Here is a 12,531-nt window from a genome sequence, read left to right on the forward strand (position 1 = left end):
CCCCACCTCTTTAGGTGGTGGGAGTGTTCAACCTTTTCAGATCTTCGGTAACCTTTTCAATAGCCGACACGAAGGAAATCAACTCCTCCGAACGTGCCGCCTGTTCGCGCGCCTGGATCGTCGTCTGATCGGAATCTTTGCGCACGAGCACGACTTTCTTCTCGATTTCCTTCAGACGCGACTGGATTGCTTCCATCGCCTGTTGGGAGGAAGCTGCCGCCTTGCGTATTTCGCCTGCCACGATACTGAATCCTCTGCCATGCTCGCCGGCCCGCGCCGCTTCGATCGCCGCGTTAAGCCCGAGCAGATGCGTCTGCTCCGCCACGCCGCGAATGAGCGTGCCTACTTCGCCGATGCTCTCCACGTCGCTCATCAGCTCTCCAAGCGTCCGGCTCGACTGCTCTTGCGACCTCGCCGTCGTCTGGGCTGAACTTGCGATCACCTTCGTATTATCTTCAAGCTCGACGATCATGCCCGCGAGATCCTGGACCGCATTCGTAACCGACCGCAGCACTTCCTGCCGTTCATCAGCCAGATTCTGCACCTGTTTCTTCTCCACGCGCTGATAGGCTTCGAGCACAAGCTGGGAATCGAAGTTGAACATCTTGGTCAGCGCATGATAGACCTTAGCCCAGTCATCCGGAAGCATACGCTGCAGCACTTGTGCCCCGATATCCAGATAGATCGCATAGGCGCCTAGATACCAGTCGGCCGTCAGACTGATCTTGGAGTGCACGATTCCGATTCTAATCCGGTTCTCGATAAAATCGTCATCGATCTTCCCTTCCGTCAGCGACATCCAATAGATCCGCATCGTCTCCTTCAAGCGGTCGATCGTACTGAATTTATTAATCATCGTCCGCAGTTCCGATTCCTTGCCGATCCGGTCGTAGAAACGGTCCACGACTTCATTGACCACTTTGCTGAACAGATCGCGATGCTTGGCAAGCAGCTGCACATCCTCATCGCGGATTCCCGTGAAACTCAGCTGCCGCTTGCGATCAGCGGAAACATTGATCATCGTCTACTCTTCCTCCTTGGCCTTGCTGCATGTCCATCCTTATGTAGCTAGTATGGACCAAAGGAAGAATTTCATTAATTGACACGAATCCCCACCTTTAAAAGCAAAAAACAGCCGTGGCAGCACGCAAGATGCGCACCGCCGCAGCTGTTTCCTTTACCAAAACTTTATTTATCGGTTCAACAGGCTGCCTACATATCTGAGCAGCTCGTTGGCGCTGGCCGGCGTATAGCCATGCTCATCCACCAGGCGCGAGATGACCTCATTGATCCTCTTAAGCTGCTTCTCGTCCGGCGTTTTCGTCGAGGTGGTAATCTTGACGATATCCTTCAGATCGTTGAACAGCTTCTTCTCAATCGCTTCGCGCAGCCGGTCGTGGCTGGCGTAATCGAATTTCTTCCCTTTGCGGGAATACGAGGAGATGCGAATAAGGATCTCTTCGCGGAATGCCTTCTTGGCATTCTCGGAGACGCCGATTTGCTCTTCGATCGAGCGCATGAGGCGCTCATCCGGATCCAGCTCCTCGCCCGTGAGCGGATCGCGGATTTTGGACCAGTTGCAATACGCTTCAATATTATCGAGGTAATTCTCGAACAGCGTCCTCGCGGACTCTTCGAAGGAATAGACGAATGCCTTCTGCACTTCCTTCTTCGCGAGCGCATCGTATTCCTTACGCGCGATCGAGATGAAGTTCAAGTACCGTTCACGCTCTTCTTTCGTAATCGAAGGATGCTGATCGAGCCCTTCCTTGAGCGCGCGGAGCACGTCAAGCGCATTGATATATTGAAGGTCTTGCTTAATGAGCGCACTGGAGATCCGGTTGATGACATAACGCGGGTCGATGCCCGACATGCCTTCTTCCAGGTACTCGTTCTGCATCTCCTTCAGATCGGCTTCCTTGTAGCCTTCAACCTCTTCGCCGTCGTACATGCGCATCTTCTTGATCAGATCCATGCCCTGCTTCTTCGTTTCTTTCAGGCGGGTCAAGATCGAGAAGATCGCCGCCGAGCGCAGCGCATGCGGCGCAATATGAATATGCTTCATATCGCTCTGGCTGATCAGCTTCGCGTAAATTTTCTCTTCCTCCGACACCTTCAGGTTATACGGGATCGGCATGACGATCATCCGGGATTGGAGCGCTTCATTCTTCTTATTGGCAATGAACGCTTTGTACTCCGTTTCGTTCGTATGCGCGATGATGAGCTCGTCGGCCGAGATTAACGCGAATCGCCCAGCCTTGAAGTTCCCTTCTTGCGTGAGCGAGAGCAAGTTCCACAGGAACTTCTCGTCGCACTTGAGCATCTCCTGGAACTCCATGAGTCCGCGGTTCGCCTTATTCAGCTCGCCATCGAACCGGTATGCGCGCGGATCGGACTCCGAACCGAATTCGGTAATCGTCGAGAAGTCGATGGAACCCGTCAGATCGGCGATATCCTGGGATTTCGGGTCAGATGGACTGAATGTCCCGATACCGACGCGATTTTCTTCCGACAGAAATACACGCTCTACCTGCACGTTCTCGATATCGCCGCCAAACTCCGTACGAAGCCGCATTTGGCAGGATGGGCACAAATTGCCTTCGATGCGTACGCCGAGTTCCTTCTCGGCTTCGGCGCGCAGTTCATTCGGAATGAGATGAAGCGGATCTTCGTGCATCGGGCACCCTTTAATCGCATATACGGAGCCCTTTTGCGTCCTCGAGAACTGCTCGAGCCCTCTCTTGAGCATCGTTACGAGCGTCGATTTACCACCGCTAACCGGCCCCATAAGCAGCAAAATCCGTTTGCGGACATCAAGCCTGCGTGCCGCGGAATGGAAATATTCCTCCACGAGCTTCTCGATCGCCCGATCCAAGCCAAAAATCTCTTGCTCGAAAAATTTGTACTTCTTACGGCCATTGTCTTCCACAACCCCATACGACTCAATCATTTCGTAGACACGAGCATGTGCAGTCATGGCGGGCGTTGGGTCATTCTTTAAGTTCTCCAGGTAGTCCTTGAAAGTTCCAGTCCACGCGAGCTTATCGCTCTCCGCTTTGTACGCAGATATCCGTTTTAAAATATCCATGCCGTCCTCCTCTCGTCCCTTCCGATGCGTCTCAAGTCTGACTTGCATTACCGCGGGCCGTTTCGTTTCTCTGGCAGCTAGGTATTCAATTAGGAATAAGGTTGAAGTATTACAATCCTATGCGCTTGCGGAAGGGAAGTTGCCCTATATTTTAACCGTCAATCTAGCAAAATCCGACGTTTGTCAGATGCCATGAGCCACCTAAAGGATGCCGTCTGCCAGGCTCTCCGGGATGCTGCAGAAGCGAAAGCATGTTCGCCCGAAGGCATGCTCCAATTGTCGTAATTGTGGAAAAATAGGATCGGCCCTCCCTTTCGAACCTGACACGGGCAGGCTTGTTTTACAATCCCTTAACCGGGTTCGCCACCTTCGCAAGATTGCTCTGATCTAGTCGCATCACGTCGAATACAGTCGGTCGATTACATAGCTGCACGCTGATTTTGCCAATCATCAAGCAAAAGCATTTAGGAATGCCTGCTCCCCTGACGGCTGAATGCTTAAAGCGCTTCCTTATCTATGGTATAATGCGTCTTATCGTTCATTCTTTCCGAAAGGGGTACGTCACGTCATGGCTGTTCTTCATGAGACGGAGCTGTATCCGCCGATCAAACGTTTTCTGCAAGCACGAGGCTATGAGGTCAAGGCCGAAGTCATGCACTGCGATCTTGTCGCGATCCATCCGGCAACGGGCGAGACCGTTATCGTAGAAATGAAAAAAACATTCAACCTCGCCCTTCTCCTGCAAGGCGTGGAACGGCTGCGGCTGACCGACCGCGTCATTCTGGCCGTCGAGCGCAATCGCAAGAAGAGCGGCGCCGTCAACCAGCGCTTCGGCGATCTGGCCGAGCTGTGCCGCATGCTAGGCATCGGACTTATGACCATTACGTTCTATAAAACGAAAGCGCCCGTCGTCGAGATGCTGTGCGAGCCGGGCGATCTGCCTGTGCGCGGCCGGCGCAGAATGCGGGAGAGCCGGCTCTTGACCGAATTCCGCGAACGCAGCGGGGATTATAATACGGGAGGCAGCACGAAGCGCAAGCTCGTGACCGCCTATCGGGAGAAGGCGCTTCGCATTGCGTGGGCATTGAGCACGCACGGGAATTTATCGCCGCGCAAGACGGCGGAGTTGACGGAGATCGTCCGGGCGAGCCATTTTTTGCAAAAAGATTATTACGGGTGGTTTGAACGGGTTGACCGCGGGGTATATCGGTTAAAAGATGCAGGCGCGAAGGCGATCGTCGAGCACGCCGATGTCATCGACGCATGGCTGCAAACGAGACATCCTATCGTTAAAGGAGAAGCAATCGATGAGTGAACAAGAACAAGGCAGCTACCGTATACTTGGCAATGTAGATGACTTCCCATCATTTCCGGCGACGGTTACGATTGACCGCGATCCTTTCTTTCTTGTGCAGACGAATGACAACGATGATCCCGCCTATCGGCTCGTCTCCGCCATCTGCCCGCATGCCGGCGGCCTCGTTCGTCCGCACGAGAATGAGCTCATCTGTCCGCTTCACTTCTGGGCGTTCGATATCCTAACCGGCGAATCGACCAATGTACCCGGCGAGCATCTCGAATGCCGGCCTGTAGAGATTCGGGACGGCCAATTTGCGGTCCTCGAGAAATAATAGAAGAAAGCTGATTAGAAAAAGGCGTGCACCTCATCGCAGAATGAGATGCACGCCTTATTCAATTGCGAAGCTTACCCCGCGCTTAAGCCCGAGCCAAGAACGCTTCGATTGCCGTCATGAATCGTTCCATCCCGAGCTGCAGCTGCGCTTCAGATGCCCATGCAACGTTAAGCCTGACCGTATTCGGCATCCCGTTAAGGAGGAAGAAAGGCGCTCCGGGATCAAAGGCGACGCCTTCAATCTCCCCTGCCCGCTGCAGCGCATGCCCGTCGAGCCCTTGCGGCAGCTCAATCCATAGAAATCTGCCGCCGTTCGGTATTTGCCACGTTACATCCGGCAAGCCCTTCCGCTCGAGCAGATCCGTTATCAGCCGAAGACGCTGCTCGCATATAGCCTCCACTCGCCGGAGCTGCGCATCCACATCGAACAGTTCGAGCAAGGCATGGAGCGCCATCTGGTCCAGCACGGACGCCTGACGGCTGAACGCTTGTTGCACCACGGCCATTGCACTTAGCACGCCGATGTTGCCTATCACCCATGCGGTCGACAAGACGGGTGCAATGACGTGCGAGAACGAGCCAATGTGAATGACCGGGCTGTCTTCAATGAAGCCCGTCAGTGACAACAAGGACGGGGCCTTTCCTTTATATCCGCCATGGAGCGTCCCTGACTGATCCTCTTCCACAATCGGCAGCTTATGCTCCGTGCAGAGACGCACGAATGCCTTCCGCCTCTTCATGCTCCACGTTCGGCCAACGGTCGCACTGAATCCCGGATTCACATAGATCAGTTTCGGTTTACAGCTGTGGATGAGTCCTGCCAGTTCTGTTAGGCTAATGCCCTCTTCATCATAAGGAACCGCCAGCACATCTACCCCGTTAAGGCGCAACAGCTGGAGCGTAAACGGGTCTGCCGCCTCTTCCGCAAGGATGCAATCTCCCGCCTCCGTTAGAGTGCGGACCGCAAGCTCCAATGCCTGACCGGTATGATGGGCGAGCAATAACTGGCCGGGCTGTATGCGCTGCTGAGCCGAAGCCAATCTCGTGCGAAGCTGTTCATGCAGCGGCTCGCAACTGGTTGCTGCGGCCGATTGAATCTCGTTGTCCGGCGCTAGCGCTTGCCCATAAGCTTCCCGAATCGCCTCGAACGGGATCAATTCCTTGCCCAGACGGGTTCCGTCCAGATGGATAAGGTCTGATCCCTCCAAGATGGGCCTACGTGCTGCTGTTTTACGTCCTCGTTCGATTCCTTGCTGGATACGGGAGGAGATTCGAAAATCCATTTCCCGTTCGCCTCCTTGAGCCATTTACCATATAGTACGTTCGAGTAGGCCAAAGAGCTACCTCTTTCATCGAATATTCGGACGTCGTCCAGATGCGATAGAATCTCCGCCATTTTCTAGGCAAATATCGCACTCCTCATCCGGCAAGTTACAAACCATTGAACGCTTTGTAACAAGTTGTTCACATCTTCGTGGATTTTCTTTTTATTGGGTGTTGGGTATAATAAAATAGGCTTCGTCTTTCGAAGCATTCGCAGCATTCGAGCTGTGATGGACAGGCAGAATTACTGGGGGTGTACACGAATGACGATTGGTTTTCTAATCGTAACGACCGTCTCGGTGTTGTTCTTGACCGCCATTTGGACTTCGTCATACAATGACGACAAGACGAAGGGCCTCTAAATCATCACATGTGAAAGAAGCTTTCCGGCTGATCTTACGATCTGCAGCGGAAAGCTTCTTTTGTTTGTTATTCTCGCTATTTAGGCGTCACGACGAATATGGGACATCTCAGTAATACACGGGGTACAGAGATAGCGCTCTTTGAACTCTCGCACTTCGTCCATCGATCCACAGAATACGCAGCGCGGACGATAACGTTCCAAGATAATATGGTCGCCCTGGACAAGAATCTCCACGGGATCGCCTTCATTCATTTGATATCTTTTACGAAGCGACTTCGGGAGGACGATCCGTCCCAATTGATCCACTTTGCGCACAACACCAGCTGGTTTCAAAGTTTTCACCTCTTTACAAGTCTAGATTCGCAAGCCAGTTCTAGAAACCATTGCTTGTATAACGTTCGAGGGGAGCAGCTGTTTTCCTCCCCATGAAGGTTATTTCTTAATTTCATGCAAAGATGGCCAAAACGGTATACAACCGGCATTCCAAAGCCTTTCCTCTTCCCTTCTAATCCCTTCCATCCACCGCTCTATTCCTTACTCCAACCCCGGGAAACCTGCTTGGCGGAACGCTTCGAATACGACGATCGCCGCTGAATTCGACAGGTTGAGCGAACGTACTTTATCCGTCATCGGGATCCGCAGACAAGTGTCCGGGTGCGCATCGAGAATCGTTTGCGGCAGCCCCTTCGTTTCTTTGCCGAAGACGAAGAAGTCCCCGTCTTGATACTGGTACTCCGTATAAGGACGCGAAGAGCGCGTGCTAGCGCAGAAGAACCGTCCGTCTGGATACAGCGCCTTCAACTCTTCGAAAGAATCGTGGTAGTGCACCTGTACCGCGTACCAATAGTCTAGCCCCGCACGCTTCAGCGTTTTGTCATCCGTGTTAAATCCTAACGGGCGCACCAGATGCAGATGCGTTCCTGTCGCCGCGCATGTTCTTGCAATATTACCTGTATTCGCCGGAATTTCCGGTTCCACCAATACGATATGAAAAGCCATGTTTCATTTCACCTCGAGCTAATTTTTACATCCGGTTAACGTTACCTTAATCTGGGGAAAAATGTCCGCCTTCATAATAACAAAAGAACTTATCCATAAAGGAGACCGGGAATGATGAAGAAAAGAATACTGGTCGTCGATGACGAGCCTTCCATCTCCATGTTAATCGAATTCAACTTGAAACTAGCCGGGTATGACGTTCGCTGCGTCCAGGACGGCGAAGCTGTCTTCGACATGTTAAAGCCGTTTCGTCCCGACCTCATTGTTCTTGATCTCATGCTTCCTAAGATGGACGGAATTCAAGTCTGCCGCGAGCTTCGCAAGCAGAACAATGCCGTACCGATCGTAATGCTGACAGCCTTGCAGGATGTGACGGACAAAATAACGGGACTCGACAATGGCGCCGATGATTATATGACCAAGCCTTTCTCGCCGCAAGAACTGCTCTCCCGCATTCAGGCGATCTTCCGCAGGACGCAGGCATTGCCCGGCGTAGGCGACAACGTCATTCATGAAATCGGACGCTTGCGCGTCTATACGGAACAACGCGAAGTGCATATTGACGGCAAGCCGGTCGAGCTGACGCCCAAAGAATATGAGCTCTTGCTCTTCCTATGCCGTCACCGCGGCAAAGTACTCAGCCGCCAGCAGCTGCTTCATGGCGTGTGGGATTACCACTTCCTTGGCGACACGCGGATCGTAGACGTGCATATTAGCCATCTGCGTGACAAAATCGAGAATAATGCACGCTCCCCTGAATATATCATGACCGTCCGCAACGTCGGTTACAAGCTTTCGGGCCCTGCCGCTGCCGATACTTCGATCGGCTAATACGGCAAGTGCTCCCATGACAGAGGACCGCCCCAATCTCTTATCACCAGCGCATTGGTATGCGCCAAGAGATTGGGGCGGTCCTGCTTTTGTTAAACCTTAGCCGTTACGGCGTTGGAAGTCGGCCATAAAGTCAGCCAGCGCTTTACAGCTCTCCAGCGGTACGGCGTTGTACGTCGAAGCGCGCAATCCGCCAACGCTGCGATGGCCCTTCAGACCAACAAAACCTTGCTGCTCCGATTCCTTCACGAACTGCTTCTCCAGCTCTTCCGTATGGATCCGGAACGTGATGTTCATCGTCGAACGGTCAGCCGTCTCCGCGAAGCCTTTGTAGAAACCGCCGCTCTGATCGATCGTCTGGTAAATCAGCTGCGTCTTGTCGCGGTTGTATTGCTCGATTGCCGCAACGCCGCCTTTGCCTTGTACCCATTTCAACATCAGGTTGACCAGGTAGACCGAGAAGGATGGCGGTGTGTTATAGAGCGAATTGTTCTTCACATGCGTATCGTAACGCAGCATCGTCGGGATGGTTTTCGGGCTCTCTTGCACGAGATCCTCACGAACGATCACGATCGTCACGCCGGAAGGTCCGAGATTCTTCTGCGCTCCCGCGTAGATCATGCCGAATTGGCTGACGTCTACCGGGCGGCTCAGAATGTCGCTGGACATGTCGCCGATCAGCGGTACATCACCCGTGACAGGGAACGACTTGAATTGCGTGCCTTCGATCGTCTCGTTCGACGTCACATGAAGATACGCCGCTTGATCCGGAATTTCAATTGTCGACAAATCCGGGATCCGGTTAAACTTGAAAGCTTCGGAACTCGCGGCGATCGCCGTCTCGCCGATCAGCTTCGCTTCCTTCAGCGCCTTATCCGCCCAGCTGCCAGTCATGACATACGCGCCGACCTTGCCGGCAGGCAGCAGATTCATCGGAATCATGGCAAACTGCGTGCTAGCTCCGCCTTGGAGGAACAACACTTTGTAGTTGCTCGGAATTTGGTACAATTCGCGAAGCAACGATTGCGTCTCGTCATTCACTTGCTCGTACAATGCGCTGCGATGGGACATCTCCATAATCGACATTCCCGCACCTGCATAATCGACAAATTGCTCCTGCGCCTGTTGAAGCACTTCCAGCGGCAGCGCGGCCGGTCCAGCATTAAAATTGTAAGCCCGTTTCGTCACCGTATCCCACTCCAGTCTTCTTATATCCTATGGCTACTATAGCAAGTTTACACTAACCCTTCAAGTGTCAAAAAGTCGAACATCCCGATTATCTTGTCAATTTAATATTCGGTTTTTCGTCGGAGAAGTTTGCGGAACCGTGTAATCGCAACCCTTTTTCGAACGAAATTAGTATTCGCTGCCGATAGTGAAATAAAACGAGCTCCCCCGAATCAGGAGAGCTCGTTGATTGTCCATATAGGATCGTATAATACCCGGTATTAGCAGCCGAAGTACAGGCTGTATTCGTGTGGATGAATACGGATTGCCACTGCTTTTGCTTCGCCCCGTTTGATGGATACATAGTTCTGGATGAAGTCTTCCGTGAATACGCCGCCTTCAGTCAAGAACTCGTAGTCTGCTTCAAGAGCGTCAAGCGCTTCGTCCAGCGTGCCTGGTACGGAACGGATTTCTTTCTTCTCTTCGTCGGACAGTTCGTAGATGTTTTTGTCGAAAGGACCATAGCCCAATGCAACTGGATCGATCTTACGCTTAATGCCGTCCAGACCTGCAAGCAGCATTGCCGCGAACGAGAGGTAAGGGTTAGCTGTGGAGTCCGGAGTACGGAACTCGATACGACAGCCTTTAGGCGTTACAGCAGCGATTGGAATACGTACTGCTGCGGAACGGTTACCTTTGGAGAATACGAGGTTAACCGGTGCTTCATAACCTGGAACGAGACGTTTGAACGAGTTCGTCGAAGGGTTAGTCAGCGCGATCAGTGCCGGTGCATGGTGCAGGATACCGCCGATGTAGTGCATAGCGAGCGGGCTCAGGTTAGCGTAAGCGCCTTTGTCGTAGAACAGCGGCTCGTCGCCGTTGAAGATCGACATGTGAACGTGCATACCGCTACCGTTGTCGCCGAAGAGCGGTTTAGGCATGAATGTTGCTACTTTGCCGTATTGGCGAGCAACGTTATGAACGATATATTTGTACAGCATGAGGTTGTCAGCTGTTTTAGTCAGTGTGGAGAAACGGAAGTTGATCTCAGCTTGACCAGCTGTAGCAACTTCGTGGTGGTGACGCTCAACGCGAAGACCCGCTTCTTGCATAACGCGAACCATTTCGCTGCGGATATCTTGTTGGGAGTCGAACGGAGCTACAGGTACATAGCCGCCTTTAACGCCGATTTTGAAAGCAAGGTTGCCGCCTTCCTCTTTACGGCCAGTGTTCCAAGCTGCTTCTTCGGAATCAACTTCGAAGTACGATTTATTCATTCCGGACTCGTAACGAACGTCGTCGAAGACGAAGAACTCGGATTCAGGTGCGAAGAATGCAGTAGTGCCTACGCCGGATGCTTGCAGAAGCTCTTCAGCTTTCTGTGCGATCGAACGCGGGTCGCGGTCGTAACGCTCGCCGTCTGGCGTGTGGATATTACACATAACGTTCAGAGTTGGATGATCTGTGAAAGGATCAACGAATACCGACTCCGTATCTGGCATCATGACCATGTCGGATTGTTCGATACCACGGAAACCTTCGATCGAGGAACCGTCAAATGCTACACCATTTACAAACGTATCAGCGTCGACTTCTGTCGCTGGAAGTGTGATGTGGTGCGCGCGACCTGCAAGGTCTACAAAGCGGAAATCGACAAACTGGATGTTGTTCTCTTGGATTGTGCTCAAAACATTTTGAACTGACATGTGGTTATTTCCTCCATTTCCGAACATTAGCGATGTGTTGAACGTTGAACGTTCAAGTTTTGCACTAAACTATGATTGTTATTATAGAATTCTGAACAAACAATCGTCAATAGCCATGTAAGGTATTTTTTGTAGAAGTGTTAGCTATCTTCACACATTTGTTATAATGCCTTTTTTGTTAAGGGTTCACAAAAATAAGAAGCTGCCCGCCCTGCCTGTCAGGGATCGAACAGCTTCCTTATTAAAGTTCTATGTGAGGCAGTTTGCCGATTACTTCGTCCAGACGGCGAACGCTTCAGCTGGCGCCTTCGGCGTCTCGAAACGTCTGCCAACCAAGGCCCCCAGTTGTTCCAGCTCTTTAAGCAAGTTGGCAAACTGATCCGGGAACAACGATTGTACGCCGTCGCCCGTCATGGAATTGTCCGGATCGGTATGCATCTCAATAATCAGACCGTTGGCGCCGGCGGCTACCGATGCTTTGGACATCGGCTCTACCAATTCGCGGCGCCCGGTGCCGTGGCTAGGATCAGAGATTACCGGCAGATGGCTAAGTTGCTGGAGTACAGGGATCGCTGCAAGATCGAGCGTGTTCCGCGTGTAAGATTCGAACGTTCGGATTCCGCGCTCGCATAACATGACATTCGGATTGCCGCCGGCAAGGATGTATTCCGCCGCATTGAGGAATTCGTCGTAGGTCGAGCTGAATCCGCGCTTCAGGAGAACCGGCGTTTGGATCGTGCCGAGCTTGCGGAGCAGATCAAAGTTCTGCATATTCCGCGTGCCGACCTGTAGAATATCGGCGTATTCCGCGCACACATCGACATATTCCGGGGTCATGACTTCCGTGATCGTGAGCAGGCCGTGCTTGCGTCCTGCCTCCGCCATCATAACAAGCCCTTCAACGCCTACCCCTTGGAAGCTGTACGGCCCCGTACGAGGCTTAAATGCGCCGCCCCGCAGTACTTGACCGCCAGCAGCCTTAACTAGCCGCGCAATCTCGTCAATCTGCTCTGGCGATTCCACCGCGCATGGCCCGCCCATGATGACAAGGTTATCTCCGCCGATCTTAACGCCTTTAATATCGATAATCGTATCGTCCGGATGGAAATCGCGGCTCGCGAGCTTATACGATTTGGAAATCTTGATGACATTCTCCACGCCCTTCATCTGGCGCAGATGCTCGGCAAGCGTCGGCTCTACCTTCCCGATAATACCGATCACGGTACGGTCCGTCCCGCGAGACACATGTGCTTGAACGCCCGACTTCTCAATCTCATGTACGATCTGTCCGATTCTTTCTTCCGAAATGCTTGTATTCGTCACTACGATCATAGTGGACAACTCCTTTTTCGCTTCAACGCTTATATGCTTTTAAGCTTTTACGCTTTTATCCGTTAAAGCAATTATAACGAGAAGAATC

The 12,531-nt window shown here is 52.4% G+C and carries 11 protein-coding genes; 3 read left to right on the forward strand and 8 right to left on the reverse strand.

Going from position 1 to position 12,531, the window contains the following annotated elements; translation table 11 throughout:
• Positions 1-10: 10 nt before the first annotated feature.
• Positions 11-1,021 carry a globin-coupled sensor protein gene (locus FHS18_RS01860; protein ID WP_183596311.1) on the reverse strand — a complete coding sequence of 337 codons (1,011 nt, stop codon included), beginning with the start codon at positions 1,019-1,021 and terminating at the stop codon, positions 11-13.
• Between the two features lie 171 nt (positions 1,022-1,192).
• Positions 1,193-3,088 carry a PrkA family serine protein kinase gene (locus FHS18_RS01865; protein ID WP_183596312.1) on the reverse strand — a complete coding sequence of 632 codons (1,896 nt, stop codon included), beginning with the start codon at positions 3,086-3,088 and terminating at the stop codon, positions 1,193-1,195.
• Between the two features lie 568 nt (positions 3,089-3,656).
• On the opposite strand from FHS18_RS01865, the gene FHS18_RS01870 reads away from it, so the two are divergent.
• Entirely contained in the window at positions 3,657-4,403 is a 747-nt protein-coding gene (locus tag FHS18_RS01870; protein WP_183596314.1) for a DUF2161 family putative PD-(D/E)XK-type phosphodiesterase, read from the forward strand.
• Positions 4,396-4,719, forward strand: a complete 324-nt coding sequence (locus FHS18_RS01875) for a Rieske (2Fe-2S) protein (protein ID WP_183596316.1) — start codon at positions 4,396-4,398, stop codon at positions 4,717-4,719. Before FHS18_RS01870 ends, FHS18_RS01875 begins: the two co-directional genes overlap by 8 nt.
• 85 nt (positions 4,720-4,804) lie before the next feature.
• On the opposite strand, the gene FHS18_RS01880 is transcribed toward FHS18_RS01875, so the two are convergent.
• From FHS18_RS01880 to trmL, 3 genes are all read right to left on the reverse strand, one after another.
• Positions 4,805-6,004: an aminotransferase-like domain-containing protein gene (locus tag FHS18_RS01880; protein ID WP_183596318.1), complete on the reverse strand. Its 1,200-nt coding sequence runs from the start codon at positions 6,002-6,004 to the stop codon at positions 4,805-4,807.
• A gap of 482 nt (positions 6,005-6,486) precedes the next feature.
• Entirely contained in the window at positions 6,487-6,741 is a 255-nt protein-coding gene (locus tag FHS18_RS01885; protein WP_183596320.1) for an AbrB/MazE/SpoVT family DNA-binding domain-containing protein, read from the reverse strand.
• A gap of 201 nt (positions 6,742-6,942) precedes the next feature.
• Entirely contained in the window at positions 6,943-7,407 is a 465-nt protein-coding gene (gene trmL / locus FHS18_RS01890; protein ID WP_183596322.1) for a tRNA (uridine(34)/cytosine(34)/5-carboxymethylaminomethyluridine(34)-2'-O)-methyltransferase TrmL, read from the reverse strand.
• Positions 7,408-7,518: 111 nt separating this feature from the next.
• Here trmL and FHS18_RS01895 point away from each other — a divergent pair, with 111 nt between their 5' ends.
• Positions 7,519-8,238: a response regulator transcription factor gene (locus FHS18_RS01895; RefSeq protein ID WP_281378622.1), complete on the forward strand. Its 720-nt coding sequence runs from the start codon at positions 7,519-7,521 to the stop codon at positions 8,236-8,238.
• Positions 8,239-8,337: 99 nt separating this feature from the next.
• Here the strand turns inward: FHS18_RS01895 and serC are convergent, their stop codons facing one another.
• The 3 genes from serC to aroF form a co-directional block, all read right to left on the reverse strand.
• Positions 8,338-9,426: a 3-phosphoserine/phosphohydroxythreonine transaminase gene (gene serC / locus FHS18_RS01900; RefSeq protein ID WP_183596324.1), complete on the reverse strand. Its 1,089-nt coding sequence runs from the start codon at positions 9,424-9,426 to the stop codon at positions 8,338-8,340.
• Positions 9,427-9,686: 260 nt separating this feature from the next.
• Positions 9,687-11,111, reverse strand: coding sequence for a type I glutamate--ammonia ligase (glnA, locus tag FHS18_RS01905; RefSeq protein ID WP_183596326.1), 1,425 nt, complete (start codon positions 11,109-11,111; stop codon positions 9,687-9,689).
• Positions 11,112-11,381: 270 nt separating this feature from the next.
• The gene (aroF, locus tag FHS18_RS01910) at positions 11,382-12,443 is read right to left on the reverse strand and encodes a 3-deoxy-7-phosphoheptulonate synthase (protein WP_183596328.1); all 1,062 of its coding nucleotides are present in this window, start codon (positions 12,441-12,443) and stop codon (positions 11,382-11,384) included.
• Between the last annotated feature and the right edge of the window lie 88 nt (positions 12,444-12,531).

This window comes from Paenibacillus phyllosphaerae (assembly GCF_014192105.1).
Lineage (GTDB): Bacteria > Bacillota > Bacilli > Paenibacillales > Paenibacillaceae > Paenibacillus_Z > Paenibacillus_Z phyllosphaerae.

Excerpts from the sequence above, each read along its gene's own strand:
- FHS18_RS01860 (WP_183596311.1), bottom strand. The coding sequence starts at position 1,021 with ATGATCAATGTTTCCGCTGATCGCAAGCGGCAGCTGAGTTTCACGGGA.
- FHS18_RS01865 (WP_183596312.1), bottom strand. The coding sequence starts at position 3,088 with ATGGATATTTTAAAACGGATATCTGCGTACAAAGCGGAGAGCGATAAG.
- FHS18_RS01870 (WP_183596314.1), top strand. The coding sequence starts at position 3,657 with ATGGCTGTTCTTCATGAGACGGAGCTGTATCCGCCGATCAAACGTTTT.
- FHS18_RS01875 (WP_183596316.1), top strand. The coding sequence starts at position 4,396 with ATGAGTGAACAAGAACAAGGCAGCTACCGTATACTTGGCAATGTAGAT.
- FHS18_RS01880 (WP_183596318.1), bottom strand. The coding sequence starts at position 6,004 with ATGGATTTTCGAATCTCCTCCCGTATCCAGCAAGGAATCGAACGAGGA.
- trmL (WP_183596322.1), bottom strand. The coding sequence starts at position 7,407 with ATGGCTTTTCATATCGTATTGGTGGAACCGGAAATTCCGGCGAATACA.
- FHS18_RS01895 (WP_281378622.1), top strand. The coding sequence starts at position 7,519 with ATGATGAAGAAAAGAATACTGGTCGTCGATGACGAGCCTTCCATCTCC.
- glnA (WP_183596326.1), bottom strand. The coding sequence starts at position 11,111 with ATGTCAGTTCAAAATGTTTTGAGCACAATCCAAGAGAACAACATCCAG.
- aroF (WP_183596328.1), bottom strand. The coding sequence starts at position 12,443 with ATGATCGTAGTGACGAATACAAGCATTTCGGAAGAAAGAATCGGACAG.